Genomic DNA, 16,150 nt, shown 5'->3' on the forward strand with positions numbered 1-16,150 from the left:
GTCAGTGCACCCTCGCACTCGACAGGAGACACCCCATGTCACAGCCCTCTTCCTCGCACGCCGCCGTCGTCCTCGACCGCCTCTCCCTCACCTGGCCCGACGGCACGGTCGCCCTCGACGGCGTGTCCGGAGCCTTCGGCGCCGGGCGCACGGGACTGGTCGGCCGCAACGGCGCCGGCAAGTCCACGCTGCTCCGGCTGATCGCCGGGGAACTCTCCCCCACCTCCGGAACGCTCAGCACCTCGGGCGAGGTCGCCTTCCTCCCCCAGCAGCTCACGCTCGACGTGGACCGCCGGGTATCCGACCTCCTCGGGGTGACGGCCGCCCTCGATGCCGTGCGGGCCATCACCGCCGGTGACGTCGACCCCGCGCACTTCGACGCGGTCGGCGACGACTGGGACATCGAGGCGCGGGCGGAGGCCTCCCTCGCGGAGGCCGGGCTCGCCCCCGCGTTCCTCGACCGCACGGTCGGCGAGCTGTCCGGAGGGGAGGCCGTGCTCGTCGCGATCGCCGGCATCCGGCTGCGGCGGGCTCCCCTCACCCTCCTCGACGAGCCGACGAACAATCTCGACCGTGACGCCAGGGCGGCCCTCGCCGCGATGGTGCAGTCGTGGAAGGGCACGCTCATCGTCGTGAGCCATGACCTCGCTCTGCTCGAGCTCATGGACGACACCGCCGAGCTGTACGGACGGAACCTCTCCGTGTTCGGCGGCCCCTACTCCGAGTGGCGCGCCTGGCTGGACGCGGAGCAGGACGCGGCGAAGCAGGCCGAGGTCGCCGCCGCCCAGGTGCTCCGCAAGGAGAAGCGCCAGCGGATCGAGGCCGAGGTCAAGCTCGCTCACCGGGCCCGGACCGCCAAGAAGGCCGAGGTCGAGAAGCGCGTCCCGAAGATCATCGCGCACGGTCGGAAGATGGCCGCCGAGGTGTCCGCGGGGAGGCTGCGCACCGAGGTGGGCGCGAAGGAGGACGCGGCCCGCGCGGCACACGATGCCGCGGGACGACGGGTGCGGTCCGACGCCTCGATGAAGATCGAGCTGCCGGACCCCGACGTGTCGCGGAGCCGCCGGATCGCCGAGCTCGGCGGACCGGAGCGGTCATGGGTGATCCAGGGCCCGGAGCGCGTGGCCCTCGTCGGACGCAACGGCGCCGGCAAGACGACCCTGCTGGAGCGGCTGGTCGACGGGGCCGTTCACAACTCAGGACAAGAGGCGCCGGAACGTCCGAATCCGACGCTGGAGGCGGAGATCGGGCGCGATCTCCTGAGTTATGAACGGCCGGAGCTCCGGGCGGAGGCGCTCACTGACCGGATCGGCTACCTCCCGCAGCGCGTCGACGGTCTCGACGAGAGCCTGTCCGTCTTCGCGAACGTGGCCGTCGCGGCACCGCAGGTCCCGGAGAAGGAGCTCCGCAACCGGCTCGCGCGGTTCCTCATCCGGGGCGGGACGGCCGACCGTCCGGTGTCCGCGCTGTCCGGCGGGGAGAGGTTCCGGGTCGCTCTGGCCCGGCTGCTCCTCACGGATCCGGCTCCGCACCTCGTCGTCCTCGACGAGCCGACGAACAACCTCGATCTCGACACGGTCGACCAGCTCGTCGAGGCGCTGCGGGCCTACCGCGGGGCGGTGCTCGTGGTGAGTCACGACGACGCCTTCCTCTCCCGACTCGACCTCGACCTCACGCTCGAGATCGACGCGGACGGCGTGCTGCGGGAGGTCGTGTGACCTCGTCACCCATTCCGCCTGCACGAACCTTGTCCGCCCGCATGACCGGAACCTCGGTTCGGTCGTGCGGACGGGACCGGGTCGTGCGGGCGGGAGAGGGGGCTGTCAAGGTCCGGGCCGGATGTCGGTGGGGTCGGGAATGATGGAGGCATGAGCGACGTGCTCGACCGCTTCACCCCGGCCACACAGGACTGGTTCCGGGGTGCCTTCACCGCACCCACGCCGGCGCAGGCGGGCGCGTGGGAGGCGATCTCCGCCGGCAAGCACGCCCTCGTCGTCGCTCCGACCGGTTCCGGCAAGACGCTGTCGGCGTTCCTCTGGGCCATCGACAGCGTGTTCCGCGAGCGCGCCGCCCTCCCGGAGGAGCCGAAGAAGGACGGGTCCCGCACGCGGATCCTCTACATCTCCCCGCTCAAGGCCCTCGGCGTGGACGTGGAGCGCAACCTGCGCTCGCCCCTCATCGGCATCGGGCAGTCCGCGCGGCGGCTCGGTCTCACCGCCCCCGGCATCACCGTGGGCGTCCGCTCGGGAGACACCACGTCGAGCGATCGCCGCAAACTCGTATCCGATCCGCCCGACATCCTCATCACGACCCCCGAGTCGCTGTACCTCATGCTCACGAGCCGGGCCGGCGACACCCTGCGCGACGTGCACACGGTCATCATCGACGAGGTGCACGCGGTCGCCGCCACCAAGCGCGGCGCGCACCTCGCGGTGAGCCTGGAGCGCCTCGACGCCCTCCGCCGCTCCCACGGCGCGGAGACCGCAGCGCAGCGCATCGGCCTCTCGGCCACCGTCCGCCCGATCGACGAGGTCGCGCGGTTCCTCGGCGGCGCCGACCCGGTCGAGATCGTCGCTCCCCCGGCATCGAAGACCTTCGAGCTCGGCGTCGTCGTGCCGATGGACGACATGACCAACCCGCCACCCCCGCCCGGGGCGCCGCCGGAGGCCCCGGGGATCGATGCGGAGTACACCGAGGTCACCGGCTCGGTGTGGCCGCACGTCGAGGAGGCGATCGTCGACCGCATCCTCCAGAACAACTCCACCATCGTCTTCGCGAACTCCCGCCGCCTCGCCGAACGGCTGACCGGACGGCTGAACGAGATCTATGCGGAGCGGATCGGGGTCGCGCTTCCGGAGCCGGCCGTGCCCGCCGCGATGATGGCGCAGGCGGGAACCACCGCGGGCGCCGATCCCGTGCTCGCCAAGGCCCACCACGGCTCGGTGTCGAAAGAACAGCGCGCACAGGTCGAGGAGGAGCTGAAGTCGGGGGTGCTCCGGTGCGTCGTCGCCACGAGCAGCCTGGAGCTCGGCATCGACATGGGTGCCGTCGACCTCGTGATCCAGGTCGAGGCGCCGCCGTCCGCCGCCTCCGGACTCCAGCGCGTGGGTCGCGCCGGACATCAGGTCGGCGAGATCAGCCGCGCGGCCCTGTTCCCGAAGCACCGCGGCGACGTGCTGCACACCGCGATCGTGACCGAGCGGATGCTGGCGGGGAAGATCGAGGCCATCCAGGTGCCGCGCAACCCGCTGGACATCCTCGCCCAGCAGACCGTCGCGGCCAGCGCCCTCGGCGCCATCAGCGTCGAGGAGTGGTTCGAGACCGTCCGCCGGTCCGCCCCGTTCCAGTCCCTCCCCCGCTCCGCGTACGAGGCCACCCTCGACCTGCTGGCCGGCCGCTTCCCCTCCGACGAGTTCGCCGAGCTGCGCCCGCGCCTCGTCTGGGATCGCGATGCCGGCACCCTCACCGGCCGCCCCGGCGCACAGCGGATCGCGGTCACGAGCGGCGGCACCATCCCCGACCGCGGCCTCTTCGGCGTCTTCGTGGCGGGCGAGTCCACGGGTGCCCGCGTGGGCGAGCTCGACGAGGAGATGGTCTACGAGTCCCGCGTCGGCGACGTGTTCACCCTGGGCACCACGAGCTGGCGCATCGCCGAGATCACCCACGACCGCGTCAACGTCATCCCCGCCTACGGCCAGCCAGGCAAGGTGCCGTTCTGGCACGGCGACGGCATCGGCCGCCCGTTCGAGCTGGGCGAGGCGCTCGGGGCGTTCTCCCGCGAGGTGTCCGCCGCGAAGCCGGAGAAGGCGGAGCAGCGTCTCATCGCAGCCGGGCTCGACGAGCAGGCGCGGGCCAATCTCCTCGCGCATCTCTCCGAGCAGCGGGAGGCCACGGGCACCCTGCCGACGGACCGCACGCTCACCGTGGAGCGCGGACACGACGAGGTCGGCGACTGGCGGGTCATCCTCCATTCCCCGTACGGCATGAAGGTGCATGCGCCCTGGGCGCTCGCGATCAATGCGCGCGTGCGGGAGCGTCTCGGCGTCGAGGGCTCCGCGGTGGCGAGCGACGACGGCATCATCGTGCGCATCCCCGACGCCGAGTCGGAGCCGCCCGGTGCGGAGCTCTTCGTGTTCGATCCGGACGAGCTGGAGCAGCTCGTCACGCAGGAGGTCGGCGGCTCGGCGCTGTTCGCCTCGCGGTTCCGCGAGTGCGCCGCGCGGGCGCTGCTCATGCCCCGCACGAACCCCAACCGCCGCACGCCGCTCTGGCAGCAGCGCCAGCGCTCGGCCCAGCTCCTCGAGGTCGCCCGCCGGCATCCCACCTTCCCCGTGATCCTGGAGACCCTGCGCGAGGTGCTTCAGGACGTCTACGACCTGCCGTCGCTCCGGAAGCTCGCGACCAGCATCGCCGACCGCCGCATCCGCCTCGTCGAGACCCAGCCGGGGCAGCCGTCGCCGTTCGCGCGCGACCTCCTCTTCGGCTACGTCGGCGCGTTCATGTACGAGGGCGACTCGCCGCTGGCCGAGCGCCGAGCGGCCGCCCTGTCCGTCGATCCCGCACTGCTGGGCGAGCTGCTGGGCACGGTCGAGCTGCGCGAGCTCCTCGACCCCGACGTCATCGCGCAGTTCGAGCGCGAGGCCCAGCGCCTCGACCCGGAGCGTCGGGCGCGCGGCGTGGAGGGCGTCGCCGACCTGCTCCGGCTGCTCGGCCCGCTCGACGCCGACGAGGTGGCGGCACGCCTCGATCCGGAGTCCACCGGCGGAGCGACCGCGGCGACGCTGCTCGACGACCTCGTGACCGCGCGGCGGGCCATACCCGTCACGATCGCCGGGGTGGCCAGGGTCGCCGCGATCGAGGACGCCGGACGCCTGCGCGACGCTCTCGGCGCAGCCCTGCCGACCGGCATCCCCGTGGCCTTCCTCGAGCCGCTGGCGGATCCCCTCGGCGACCTCGTGGCCCGTCACGCCCGCACCCACGGCCCCTTCACCACCGCGTCCGTCGCTGAGCGCTTCGGTCTCGGCACCGCGGTCGCCCGGCACACCCTGCAACGCCTGGAGACGAACGGCCGCCTCACGAGCGGGTACTTCCTCCCCACCGCGGCCGGCAGCGGCGACGACATCGAGTGGTGCGACACCGAGGTGCTGCGGCGGCTGCGCATGCGGTCGCTCGCGGCGATCCGCGGGTCCGTCGAGCCGGTCTCCCCGGAGGCCTACGCCCGGTTCCTGCCGGACTGGCAGCATCTCGGTCGACCCCTGGAGGGCATCGACGGCGTGCTCACCGTGATCGAGCAGTTCGCCGGCGTCCCCATCCCCGCCAGCGCCTGGGAGTCGCTCGTCCTGCCGTCGCGGGTGCGCGACTACACCCCGGCGATGCTCGACGAACTCACGGCCGCGGGCGAGGTGATCTGGTCGGGACACGGCACGCTCCCCGGCCGCGACGGGTGGGTCTCGCTGCACCCGGCCGATCTCGCCCCGTTCACCCTGCCCGATCCGGACGCGGAGATCGCCGCGGAGTCGCTGGAGGCGCGCCTCCTCGCGGCCCTCGCGGCGGGCGGCGCCTACTTCGCCGCGCAGCTCAAGGAGATGACCGGCGCCGAGAACGAGCAGTCGGTGCTGGAGGCCCTGTGGTCGCTGACCTGGTCCGGGCACGTGACCAACGACACCTTCGCGCCGATCCGCTCGCTGCTGACCGGGGGCTCCCAGGCCCACAAGGTCAAGCGCCGCGCTCCGCGTGCGCGCACCTATCGCGGCATGTCGCTCACGCGCACGGCTCCGCGCCCGACCTCCATCGGCGGTCGCTGGTCGCTGCTCCCCGAGGTCGAGACCGATCCGGCGAGGCGCGCGACCGTCACCGCCGGACTGCTCCTCGACCGCTACGGGGTGGTCACTCGCGGGGCCGTGCGGTCCGAGGGCGTCCCCGGAGGTTTCGCGCAGGCGTACCGCGTGCTGGCCGGATTCGAGGAGGCGGGGCACTGCCGTCGCGGCTACGTGATCGAGAAGCTCGGCGCCGCGCAGTTCGCCGCCTCCGCCACGGTCGACCGTCTCCGCACGTACGCCGGCCTCGCCGATCCGCCGCCGCGGAAGGCCGTCACCCTGGCGGCCACCGACCCCGCGAACCCCTACGGTGCGGCGCTCGGGTGGCCGAAGCTCGAGGGCGTCTCGCATCGCCCGGGGCGCAAGGCCGGCGGGCTCGTGGTGCTCGTCGACGGCGCCCTCGCCCTGTCGCTCGAGCGCGGCGGACGGACCGTGCTGTGCTTCACGGACGACGAGGAGGTGCTGCAGGCCGCCGCCGCCGACCTCGCGACGACGGCCAGGGACCGCCGCCTCGACACCCTCACCGTCGAGAAGGTGAACGGAGAGGGCGTGTACGGCACGATCCTCGGGCGGGCCCTGCAGGAGGCGGGCTTCGTCCAGACGCCGCGCGGCTTCACCCTTCGCAAGGCCGTCTGACTCGGCCTCACGAGTGGTACCATATTCCGTACCAGAAGGGGAACGACATGGCCATCACGACGAGTGAAGCGCGGCGCGATCTGTTCGGCCTGATCGAGCGCGTGAACCTCGATCACAGCGAAGTGGAGATCACCTCGCGCCGAGGAAGTGCCGTCCTCATGTCCAAGGCGGAGTACGACTCCCTGGTGGAGACGAGCTACCTGCTGCGCTCGCCCGCGAACGCTCAGCGACTCCTCAGCGCCCTGGCCGCTGCCCGCGACGACGACGTCTCGGAGCACGACCTCGACGAGGCATGACGACCCGGCTCCTCGTCTGGACACCCGAAGGGTGGGAGGACTACGTGTACTGGCAGGCGGAGGACCGTCGCGCTCTCAAGCGAATCAACCTCCTGATCGCCGACACCCTCCGCGACGACCCCTTCCAGGGGATCGGCAAGCCCGAGCCCCTCAAGCACGCGCTCGCCGGCGCCTGGTCTCGGCGCATCGATGAGGCTCATCGCCTCGTCTACACGGCGACCGATCGCCACGTGACCATCCTGCAGGCCCGCTATCACTACTGACCCCCCTACCCTGGAGCCATGATCCGAGAGTTCGCCGCCGGCGTCCGCACCCTGTTCCGCGGCTTCGGCGTGTGGCGCACCCGTCCGGGCATGATGGCGCTCGGGCTCGTCCCCGCGGTCATCGCGCTCGTGCTCCTCGTGGCCGTCCTCGTGCCCCTGATCCTGTCGATGCCGTCGCTGTCCGCGTGGCTCACCCCCTTCGCCGACGGCTGGGTCGAGCCCTGGCGCGGGTTCCTGCGGACCGCGGTCAGCCTCGTGGTGGTCGCCGCCGCGCTCGCGCTGGCCAGTTCGGTGTTCAGCGCCCTCACCCTCACGATCGGCGACCCGTTCTATCAGCGCATCTGGCATGCCGTGGAGAAGGACCTGGGCGACCCGCCTCCCGCCGACGGCGGCAGTTTCTGGACCACCGTCGGTGAAGGTCTCCGACTGGTCGTGCTCGGCCTCCTGATCGCCGTCCTCGTGCTCCTCATCGGCCTCGTACCCGGTGTCGGCGGCGTCCTCGGCGCGGTGTCCGGCGTGGTCCTCACGGGCCGCCTGCTCGCGCGGGAGCTGACCGGTCGCGCCTTCGATGCGCGCGATCTCAGCCCCGCCGCCCGCGCCGCGCTGTTCTCGGGCAGTCGCGCCCGCGTGCTCGGCTTCGGCGTCGCCACCCAGCTCTGCTTCCTCATCCCGGGCGGCGCCGTCGCCGTGATGCCGGCCGCGGTCGCGGGAAGCACGATGCTGGCGCGCGACATGCAGGCCCGCACCCCGCTCGCCGTCGCCACCCCTGCGCCGGCCCCGGGACGGCACGACCGCACTCCGGGGATCGCCTGATGCCCGAGGGAGATACCGTCTTCCGCACGGCCCGCCGCCTGGACGAGGCTCTCGCGGGCGGGGAGGTCACGCGCTTCGACCTCCGCGTGCCGCGCTTCGCGACCCTCGATCTGACCGGACAGCGGGTGCACGGCGCCATCCCCCGCGGCAAGCACCTCTTGCTGCGGATCGGCGAGAGCACGCTGCATTCGCATCTGCGCATGGACGGCGCCTGGTTCGTGTACCGGCCCGGCGAGAAGTGGCGGCATCCCGCGTTCAAGGTGCGGGCGATCGTCGGCACGGCGGAGCGCGAGGCGGTGGGCGTGGACATCGCCGACGTCGAAGTCGTCCCCACCCGCGATGAAGACGACCTCGTCGGCTACCTCGGCCCCGATCCGCTCGCCGCCGACTGGGACGCGATCGAGGCCGCGCGCCGGCTCGGCGCCGACACCCGGGCCATCCACGTCGCCCTGCTCGATCAGCGCAACGTCGCGGGGTTCGGCAACGAGTACGCGGCAGAACTCCTGTTCCTCCGCGGAATCCTGCCGACCACCCCGACCCCGGAGGTCGACGTCGCCGCCCTCCTCGACCTGGGTGTGCGGACCATCCGCGCGAACCGCGACCGCCGCAACCGCACCTTCACCGGCATCGATCGTCCGGGCCAGGCCACGTGGGTCTACGGACGCGCCGGACGCCCCTGCCGACGCTGCGGAACGCTCATCCGTCGCGGGGAGCTGGGGGCCGATCCGACCCGAGAGCGGATCACGTTCTGGTGCCCCCGGTGCCAGCGCTGAGCCGTATCCATCCGCGGGAATGAATCTCCCCCTCCCGTGGTTGTTGATATATCCGGAGAACTCCGGAGCACGGGAGGAATCGTGGGCAAGAACTACGTCGACATCGAGAACGACCACGGAGCGACGCTGCGGTACCGCAAGCACGCCAACGGTCGCGGTCTCGTCGCGCATGGCGCCAAGGTGCATCCGAAGGCGCACATCGAGGCGGGAGCCTACATCGAACCGGGAGCACGCGTCGGAGCGGGGGCCATCGTCGCCCGCGGTGCGTGGGTGGACGAGGACGCCGTGATCGGCGAGGGCGCGTACATCGACGCCCACGCGCACGTCGGCCAGGGCGCGGCGGTCGGAGATCACGCGCACGTGGGAGTCCGCACCGACATCGGCGCCGGCGCGCGCATCGTGCGAGGCGCCCGCATCGGCGACGACGAGACGGTCGCGGCGGGGCTCACCGTCGCCACCGATCAGAAGGGTCTCTGGCTGGCGGCCTGACCGCTCTCAGAGCAGGCGCCGCTCCGACGCCCAGGCGGTGAGCTCGTGGCGGGAGGAGAGCTGCAGCTTGCGCAGCACCGACGACACGTGCGTCTCGACGGTCTTGATCGAGATGAACAGCGCGGCGGCGACTTCCTTGTAGGCGTAGCCGCGGGCGATCAGTCGCATCACCTCCTGCTCGCGCGAGGAGAGGCGGTCGAGCTCGTCCGTCGCGGTGGCGGTCTCGCCGGCGACGGCGCCGAACGCGTCGAGCACGAATCCCGCGAGCCGCGGCGAGAACACCGCGTCCCCCTCGGCGACGGCGCGCACAGCCTCGCTCACCTCGCGGCCCGATGACCCCTTCGTGATGTAGCCGCGCGCCCCGGCCCGGATGACCCGGACGACGTCGGCCGCCGCATCGGAGACGCTCAGCGCGAGGAACCGCGTCGTGGTCGGCCGCGTCCCTCGGATCACGGCTTCCCCACCCGTCGCGTCGTCGCCCTCACCGCCGGGGAGGTGCACATCGAGGAGCACCACGTCCGGGTCCGTCTCCACGATCACGGCGATCGCCGAGGGCACGTCCGCCGCCTCGCCCACGACCTGCACGCTCGCATCGAGATCGGCCCGCAGGCCCGAGCGGAAGATGGAGTGGTCGTCGACGATCACGACGCGAAGCGGATCAGCCACGGGGCTCCTGTCGGATCGGTCCCCGCTCCGGGGACGAGATGGTGGGCAGGCGCAGATGCACCTCGGTACCGGCGTCGTCACTGCGCACCGACCCCGTGCCGCCCGCGCGACGCAACCGCCCGATGATCGACTCCCGCACGCCGAGCCGATCGCCGGGCACCTCGTCGAGCCGGAATCCGGGACCGCGGTCGCGCACGAACACGTCGACCCCGTCGACACGACCCTCGATGTAGACGGAGATCGCGCCGCCCGCGTGCCGGGCGGCGTTCAGCATCGCCTCCCGGGCCGCAGCTGCCAGTTCTCCGCTCGCCCGCTCCGCCGACAGCCCGGCGGAGACCACCTCGATCCGGACCGGGTGGTCGATCTCGAGCGCTCCGGCGTAGTCGCGCAGGTCGGTCGGCAGGTCGCTGTCCGCCGGAGCATCGCCGTCGTACAGCCAGGCACGCAGCTCCCGCTCCTGCGCGCGGGCCAGCCGTGCCGCCTCGCTCGATGCCCCGGCCCGGTTCTGGATGAGGGCGAGCGTCTGCAGCACCGAATCGTGCAGGTGGGCGGCCATGACGCTGCGCTGCTCCTCCCGGATGCGGCGCACCCGCTCCCCCGCCAGTTCCCGCCAGCGCGGGATGAGGGCCGAGGCCACCACTGTCACCAACCCGGCCAGCGGGAGCAGTACGAGCACGACACCCGAGCGCGCGATCGGCCACGAGAGGAGCAGGAGGACCACGAGGCCGAGGACGAGCACCGCGAGGATGCGGACGATGGTGGTGTGCCGAGGGCCGCGGGCCGTGTCGGTGCGATCGATGAGCGTCGCCCACAGCCCGGAGGCGGTCGCGCACAGCGTGGTGCCGCCGACGACCACGGCCGCCGTGCCCGGAGGGATCGATCCGTTCAGCCAGTCGCTGCCCCCGCGCCACACCACGACGACGAGGGCGCCGACGGCCGCGGGGACCAGCAGGAGCCAGGCGACCGGGAGGCGACGCGTCGGCGCGGTCGTCCCGTCCGTCCACGGCATGAAGGTCCAGCACCAGGCGTACAGGAGCACGCCCGCACCGCCGCAGAGCGTCAGAGCGACGAACAGCGCCCGCACCAGCCCGACGCGCACACCGAGGTGGCGTGCGAGTCCGGCGCTCACCCCGGTCACGAGGGCGTCGCGGTCGCGGGTCAGCGCCGGACGCACGGTCGCCGGCGCGGAGCCGGGGAGTGTGGAGACGGCGGAGGGCATACCGTCATCCAATCATCCGCCTCCCCTCTCCGGGACCTCCCCGGCGCGGAATCAGGGTGTGCTCAGGGGATCCCCCCATGGCCCCGCGGCGCTGCGGACCGCGAGGATCGACTCATGACGATTCCGACCGCTCCGCCACCGCCCGCCGACCACGAGGCATCGGCACCGGAAGCCCCCCGCCGGCCGCGCGGTGCCGACCGGTTCCTGCTGTGGGTCGCCGGCCTCGGCGTGGTGCGCACCGACGGCTGGCTCGGCGGTGTCGCGGCGGGCATCGCGATCCGCCTCCGCATCGATCCGCTGATCGTGCGCGGGGTCCTCGTCGTCGCGGCCCTCTTCGGTCTTCCCGCCCTGTTCCTGTACGCCCTCGCCTGGGCGGTGCTGCCGGACGTCGACGGCCGCGTGCATCTGCGTGATCTGCTGCAGCGCCGGTACGACCCCGTGCAACTCGGCATCCTCGCCCTCGCCGTGATCGGGCTCTTCCCGACGGCACCGCTCGCCGGGCGCCTGTTCGGCCTCGGCTACGACGGCTGGTCGGCACTGTCGACCCTCACCTGGGTGGTCGGGCTCGTGCTCGCCGCCGCCTTGCTCTTCCTCATCGTGCGTGCCGCGCGCCGCACTCCGGGCGCTTCCGCGCCGGATCCGGCGGGGGCTTCCGCCGATCCGGCGGCCCCGGCTGCGTCCGCCCCCGACGCGGGTTCGGGTCCCGCCACGGGGGCGGACGCCACTCCCTCCACGGCGACGGACGCTGCGGTCTCGGTACCGCTCGCCGACACCATCGGGCACGACGTCCTCGCCATCCCCGCACCTCCGGCACCCCTGCCTCCGGGCACCCAGGACCCCGCCGCGCTGGAGACCTGGCGCGCCCAGCACGCCGCCTGGAAGGAGCAGGATCAGGCCTGGCGCCGGCAGCAGCAGGATGCCGAGCGCGCCGCACGCGACCAGCTCCGCCGGGAGCGTCAGGCCGAGGCGGCCGTGTTCGCCGCCGCAGCCGCAGAGCGCCGACGCGTCCGCCGCGCGTCGAATCCGCGCGCCGGCTTCCCCTTCGTCATGACCGCCCTCGGACTCGCGATCGTCGTCGGCGCCGGCGTGGGACTCGCCGTCGGTGAAGCCCTCGGCGGCGCGCTGGGGCTGTTGTCCGGCGCGCTGGTCCTGGCCCTGGCGATGATCACGGCCGGAGCCCTCCGTCGCCGCAGTGGCGCCCTGGCCTTCCTCACCGTGCTGACGCTGGCCGCGGGTCTCCTCACGGGCTTCCTGTCCACGATGCCCGGTCTCACCCTCGGGTACGCCTCGCTCACGAACAACCAGGAGGCGCACGTCCGACAGCCGTTCGGCGACCTGTACCTGCAGCTCCACCGGCACGACGGCGGCCCCCGCCCTATCGAGATCGAGAAGGGGTCGGGGCGGACCGAGATCTTCGTCGATGCCGGCGTGCAGCTGCAGCTCCGCGGCACTGTGGGCGACGGGGTGGAGGTGAGCTGGCTCCGCGTCGATCCGGAAGACCCGATGGTCATGGACACCGGCGTCATCGCCGCGACGCCGCGGGGTGACGAGAACGTCCTCGCCGCGAACATCTCCGCCGAGGAGGGCAGTCCCTCCACGATCCAGCCCGTGACCATCGACCAGGCGAGCGGCGTCATCGTCGTGACCCTGCCAGAGCCCGAGGAGGGCCAGGAATGAGCACCGAGACCATCACCGCACCCCGGGTGCGCTGGGCAGCCGTCATCTGGGGCACGACCTTCGCCGCGATTGCCGCGGGGGCGCTGTGGTTCCTCACGGATGCGGAGCGCCGCGCCGCGCTGGCCGACGGCGTGGGGACGATGACCCCCGCCACCCTGCTCACGATCGTGCTCCTCACGGCGGGGGCCTTGTTCCTCGTCGGCGGTGTCGCCGGACTGGTCCGGCGGACCCAGCGGAACTCCCCCGCCGAGGACTCCGAGCACGCCGAGTAGCCTGGATCCCATGGCGCACCAGGGACGACGACCCGCGAAGGGCTCCGGCAAGGGCTCCCCCGCCCACCGGGGCCGTGCCGCGGGCGGCGGCTCACGCCAGGGGAAGCCGGCCCCGCGCCGCTCACCCCGCGCCGAGAAGGTCGTGTTCGACGCGCCGACCGCCGCACCCGAGGAGCCGCGGACGTTCCGCCTCGGTGCCGTGCCCGGAGCGACGCCGGGCAAGTGGATCGACACGTGGAAGCGGCGACTGCCCCACGTGGCCCTCGAACTCGTCCCGATCGAGGTAGCCGGGCAGCGAGAGGCGCTCGACGATCTCGACGCCGCCCTCGTGCGCCTCCCGCTGGACGATGACGCCCTGCACGTCATCCCGCTGTACGACGAGGTCCCGGTCGTCGTGGCCTCGACCGATTCGCACCTGCTGGCGGCGGATGAGCTGACGGAAGCCGACCTCGCCGGCGAGGTGCTGCACTCCCTGTCCGACGACGTGCTTGGACCGGTGGAGCTGCCGGGCACCATCCCCACACGCGTCGGCCCCCTGCCGACCGCCGACGCGATCGCCACGGCGGCGACGGGTGTCGGCATCGTCCTCGTGCCGATGTCACTGGCCCGACTGCACCACCGGAAGGACGCCGACTACCGCGTCCTCGCCGACGGCCCGGTCTCGACCGTGGCCCTCGCCTGGCCGCGCGACCGGACCACGCCCGACGTCGAGACGTTCGTCGGCATCGTCCGAGGACGCACCGCGAACTCGTCCCGCTGAGCCGTCAGGACCGGACCCTCCCCCTCGTTAGAATCGCCTGATGGCCTCGCTTCTCTACGTCTGCGTGCGACCCGAGACCGGGGCGGCGGATGCCGAGCACGCCTCGTTCCGGCGGGCGCTCGGAGTCGACGTGGTCGATCGTCTCGATCTGCTGCACGAGCCGCTGACTCCGGCCCATCTCGACCGGTACCGCGGCGTCGTCATCGGCGGTTCGCCGTTCAATGTCACCGACGCCGAGAAGACTGCGGTGCAGCGACGCGTGGAGGCCGACCTGGAGACGCTCGCCCGCGCGGCGCGGGAGCAGCGGATCGCCGCCTTCTTCACCTGCTTCAGCATCGGCGTGCTCACCCGCCTCCTCGGCGGCGAGGTCGTGACGACCATGCCGGAGGCGGCGAGCGCGACGGTCATCGAGACGACACCGGAGGGCGCCGTCGATCCCGTGTTCGGCCCGTCCGGTCCGGCACTCACCGTCTTCACCGCGCACAAGGAGAGCGCCGCGACGACCCCGCCCGGGGCCGTCCTGCTCGCCACCAACCCGACCTGCCCCGTGCAGGCCTACCGGGTGGGCACCCACCTGTACGCCGCGCAGTTCCATCCCGAGCCGACGCCGCGCGACTTCGCCGATCGGATGACGTTCTATCGCACGACGGGGTACTTCGATCCGGCGCAGTTCGACGCGGTGCAGCAGGAGGTCCTCTCGGCCTCGGTCACCGAGGGCGCCGCCCTGCTCCGCCGCTTCGCCGAGCTGTTCGGCTGAGATCAGGACGGCGCGTCGCCGCGGAGCAGCGGGACGCGCTCGCGCAGGTAGGCGTCCAGCGGCATGAAACCGCCCGCCTGACTCCAGCGCACCGACGGCACGCCGTCGATGAGCGCGAGCGGACCGGAGGAGCCTCCGGCGTCCACCGCGTCGACGTCGATCACGCTCCAGCCGACGTGCACGACATCCCCTTCGCGGAAGCCGCCGCGGAGGGCGAGGGCCCGGCGCTCGGCCCGTGCGCGTGCCGACTCGGCGGTGTATCCCCGACGCCCCGGGTCCGCCGCGCGGAGCACCTCCGCCGTCGCCAAGGTATGCGTGTCGGTGAGCAGGATGACGCCGAGGTGCCAGGCCTCGCCGACACGGACGATCCGCCGCCCACGCCAGCGCGAGTCCTTCTCCTCTCCGAGCCCCTCGCGGGGTGCACCGGCGAGCTCCTGCACGGCCTGGGTCAGCAGGGCGGAGGCGGTGGTCACAGCTCCCCCAGCGTCGTCTGGTCGGCGAGGCGCGGGCCGGCGACCTGAGCGCGATCGCCACGTAGCGTCATCCCGATCAGCGGGTACAGGAGCACCGACAGCATGCCCGCCCCGACGAGCGCGGCCGCGGTCCCGGAGTCGAGCATGTCCTGGTCCACGCCGATCGCGGTGACCGCGACGATGATCGGCAGCCCGGTGGCCGCGAGCAGGCCGAGCGCGGCGCGGTCACGTCCGCTCGCGCCCGCCGGGGCGGAGAGCTGGGCGGCCGACCCGCGGATCACCAGGAGCGCCAGCAGGAACACCGGCACCAGGGACATCGCCGAAGGAGACGTCAGCAGCGCCTGCAGGTCGAAGGTCACCCCCGTGTAGAGGAAGAACACCGGCACGAGGAAGCCGAAAGCCAGGCCCTCGATCTTGCTCTCGACCTCTTCGGCATCCTTCTCCGGGGCCCTGGCCATGATGATGCGCCAGATCGCACCGGCGACGAACGCTCCCAGGAGCATGTCGAGGTCGAGCATGACGCTGAGGCCGACGAGGGCCGCGATGAGGAGGATCACGAAGCGCACCCCGAACTGGTCGGAGGTGTGGAGGGTCGCGCGCACGATGCCGTGCAGGCGCCCGTGCGGCACCCGGTGCGCGACGAGGACGGCGAGTCCCGCCAGCACGACGAAGGTCAGCAGCACCGCGGTGGCCAGTGGCGTCGTCCGAGTGCTGAGGAAGATCGAGATCGCGATCAGCGGCAGGAACTCCCCCACGGCGCCGATGGTGCTGATGGCGCGGCCGAACGGGGTGTCCAGCTCCTTCGCGTCGCGCAGGATCGGCATCAGCGTGCCGAGGGCGGTCGAGCTCAGCGCGATCCCGATGACGACCATGCCCTCGCCAGGGGCGAAGAAGAACCCGAGCCCGATGCCGAGCACGACGCTGAGCAGCCAGCCCAGCGACGCCCGGGCGAGGGGCTTGCCGGCCACCTGGCGGAAGTCGATCTCGGAGCCGGCGACGAAGAACAGCACAGCGAGCCCGAAGTCGCTGAGCTTCTCCAGCAGCGGACCGGGCTCGACCCAGCCGAGCACAGCCGGCCCGACGAGGATGCCGAGGACGAGCTCGAACACCACGATCGGCACCCGGACGAGCGGACGCACCCCGCGCGCGAGAAGCGGTGCGGCCACCGCCAGCAGGGGGATCAGCACCAGTCCGATGTCGCTCGCATCCACGGTCTCAGGGTAGCGACGCCGCGGGCGAT

Annotated in this window: 15 protein-coding genes; 11 read left to right on the plus strand and 4 right to left on the minus strand. The window is 72.6% G+C overall.

Annotated elements, in window-relative coordinates; all coding sequences use genetic code 11:
* Positions 1–35 precede the first annotated feature (35 nt).
* The 7 genes from KZC57_RS07020 to KZC57_RS07050 all read left to right on the plus strand — a co-directional run bounded on the left by KZC57_RS07020 (position 36) and on the right by KZC57_RS07050 (position 9,086).
* A complete protein-coding gene (locus KZC57_RS07020) occupies positions 36–1,718 on the plus strand; it encodes an ABC-F family ATP-binding cassette domain-containing protein (RefSeq protein WP_025102465.1) in 1,683 nt (560 codons plus the stop codon).
* Between the two features lie 150 nt (positions 1,719–1,868).
* Positions 1,869–6,452 carry an ATP-dependent helicase gene (locus KZC57_RS07025; RefSeq protein WP_247641350.1) on the plus strand — a complete coding sequence of 1,528 codons (4,584 nt, stop codon included), beginning with the start codon at positions 1,869–1,871 and terminating at the stop codon, positions 6,450–6,452.
* A gap of 47 nt (positions 6,453–6,499) precedes the next feature.
* On the plus strand, positions 6,500–6,748 hold the full coding sequence (locus KZC57_RS07030; RefSeq protein ID WP_247641351.1) for a type II toxin-antitoxin system Phd/YefM family antitoxin: 249 nt from the start codon (positions 6,500–6,502) through the stop codon (positions 6,746–6,748).
* Positions 6,745–7,011: a Txe/YoeB family addiction module toxin gene (locus KZC57_RS07035; protein ID WP_247641352.1), complete on the plus strand. Its 267-nt coding sequence runs from the start codon at positions 6,745–6,747 to the stop codon at positions 7,009–7,011. The genes KZC57_RS07030 and KZC57_RS07035 overlap by 4 nt, the downstream gene beginning before the upstream one ends.
* 18 nt (positions 7,012–7,029) lie before the next feature.
* Positions 7,030–7,824: an EI24 domain-containing protein gene (locus tag KZC57_RS07040; RefSeq protein ID WP_247641353.1), complete on the plus strand. Its 795-nt coding sequence runs from the start codon at positions 7,030–7,032 to the stop codon at positions 7,822–7,824.
* Positions 7,824–8,597, plus strand: a complete 774-nt coding sequence (locus tag KZC57_RS07045) for a DNA-formamidopyrimidine glycosylase family protein (RefSeq protein ID WP_247641354.1) — start codon at positions 7,824–7,826, stop codon at positions 8,595–8,597. The genes KZC57_RS07040 and KZC57_RS07045 overlap by 1 nt, the downstream gene beginning before the upstream one ends.
* Positions 8,598–8,678: 81 nt before the next feature.
* Complete coding sequence (locus tag KZC57_RS07050; RefSeq protein ID WP_025102471.1) at positions 8,679–9,086, plus strand: DapH/DapD/GlmU-related protein; 408 nt, start codon at positions 8,679–8,681, stop codon at positions 9,084–9,086.
* A gap of 6 nt (positions 9,087–9,092) precedes the next feature.
* Here the strand turns inward: KZC57_RS07050 and KZC57_RS07055 are convergent, their stop codons facing one another.
* The gene (locus KZC57_RS07055; protein WP_025102472.1) at positions 9,093–9,752 is read right to left on the minus strand and encodes a response regulator transcription factor; all 660 of its coding nucleotides are present in this window, start codon (positions 9,750–9,752) and stop codon (positions 9,093–9,095) included.
* The gene (locus KZC57_RS07060) at positions 9,745–10,971 is read right to left on the minus strand and encodes an ATP-binding protein (protein ID WP_247641355.1); all 1,227 of its coding nucleotides are present in this window, start codon (positions 10,969–10,971) and stop codon (positions 9,745–9,747) included. The genes KZC57_RS07055 and KZC57_RS07060 overlap by 8 nt, the downstream gene beginning before the upstream one ends.
* A gap of 114 nt (positions 10,972–11,085) precedes the next feature.
* On the opposite strand from KZC57_RS07060, the gene KZC57_RS07065 reads away from it, so the two are divergent.
* From KZC57_RS07065 to KZC57_RS07080, 4 genes are read left to right on the plus strand one after another with little or no spacing between them, the layout of a single operon-like run.
* On the plus strand, positions 11,086–12,648 hold the full coding sequence (locus tag KZC57_RS07065; protein WP_247641356.1) for a PspC domain-containing protein: 1,563 nt from the start codon (positions 11,086–11,088) through the stop codon (positions 12,646–12,648).
* Positions 12,645–12,920, plus strand: a complete 276-nt coding sequence (locus tag KZC57_RS07070) for a hypothetical protein (RefSeq protein ID WP_247641357.1) — start codon at positions 12,645–12,647, stop codon at positions 12,918–12,920. The genes KZC57_RS07065 and KZC57_RS07070 overlap by 4 nt, the downstream gene beginning before the upstream one ends.
* A 10-nt stretch (positions 12,921–12,930) precedes the next feature.
* Entirely contained in the window at positions 12,931–13,680 is a 750-nt protein-coding gene (locus KZC57_RS07075) for a LysR substrate-binding domain-containing protein (RefSeq protein ID WP_247641358.1), read from the plus strand.
* A 40-nt stretch (positions 13,681–13,720) separates the two neighbouring features.
* Entirely contained in the window at positions 13,721–14,437 is a 717-nt protein-coding gene (locus KZC57_RS07080) for a GMP synthase (protein WP_247641359.1), read from the plus strand.
* A gap of 2 nt (positions 14,438–14,439) precedes the next feature.
* Here KZC57_RS07080 and KZC57_RS07085 read toward each other — a convergent pair whose 3' ends face one another.
* Both KZC57_RS07085 and KZC57_RS07090 read right to left on the minus strand, forming a co-directional pair.
* Entirely contained in the window at positions 14,440–14,910 is a 471-nt protein-coding gene (locus KZC57_RS07085; RefSeq protein WP_105950353.1) for a glutaminase, read from the minus strand.
* Entirely contained in the window at positions 14,907–16,121 is a 1,215-nt protein-coding gene (locus tag KZC57_RS07090) for a cation:proton antiporter (RefSeq protein ID WP_025102479.1), read from the minus strand. Before KZC57_RS07090 ends, KZC57_RS07085 begins: the two co-directional genes overlap by 4 nt.
* Positions 16,122–16,150 lie beyond the last annotated feature (29 nt).

Source organism: Microbacterium sp. KSW4-4, assembly GCF_023091185.1.
GTDB classification, from domain to species: domain Bacteria; phylum Actinomycetota; class Actinomycetes; order Actinomycetales; family Microbacteriaceae; genus Microbacterium; species Microbacterium paraoxydans.

Excerpts from the sequence above, each read along its gene's own strand:
- KZC57_RS07020 (WP_025102465.1), top strand. The coding sequence starts at position 36 with ATGTCACAGCCCTCTTCCTCGCACGCCGCCGTCGTCCTCGACCGCCTC.
- KZC57_RS07025 (WP_247641350.1), top strand. The coding sequence starts at position 1,869 with ATGAGCGACGTGCTCGACCGCTTCACCCCGGCCACACAGGACTGGTTC.
- KZC57_RS07030 (WP_247641351.1), top strand. The coding sequence starts at position 6,500 with ATGGCCATCACGACGAGTGAAGCGCGGCGCGATCTGTTCGGCCTGATC.
- KZC57_RS07035 (WP_247641352.1), top strand. The coding sequence starts at position 6,745 with ATGACGACCCGGCTCCTCGTCTGGACACCCGAAGGGTGGGAGGACTAC.
- KZC57_RS07040 (WP_247641353.1), top strand. The coding sequence starts at position 7,030 with ATGATCCGAGAGTTCGCCGCCGGCGTCCGCACCCTGTTCCGCGGCTTC.
- KZC57_RS07045 (WP_247641354.1), top strand. The coding sequence starts at position 7,824 with ATGCCCGAGGGAGATACCGTCTTCCGCACGGCCCGCCGCCTGGACGAG.
- KZC57_RS07060 (WP_247641355.1), bottom strand. The coding sequence starts at position 10,971 with ATGCCCTCCGCCGTCTCCACACTCCCCGGCTCCGCGCCGGCGACCGTG.
- KZC57_RS07065 (WP_247641356.1), top strand. The coding sequence starts at position 11,086 with ATGACGATTCCGACCGCTCCGCCACCGCCCGCCGACCACGAGGCATCG.
- KZC57_RS07070 (WP_247641357.1), top strand. The coding sequence starts at position 12,645 with ATGAGCACCGAGACCATCACCGCACCCCGGGTGCGCTGGGCAGCCGTC.
- KZC57_RS07075 (WP_247641358.1), top strand. The coding sequence starts at position 12,931 with ATGGCGCACCAGGGACGACGACCCGCGAAGGGCTCCGGCAAGGGCTCC.
- KZC57_RS07080 (WP_247641359.1), top strand. The coding sequence starts at position 13,721 with ATGGCCTCGCTTCTCTACGTCTGCGTGCGACCCGAGACCGGGGCGGCG.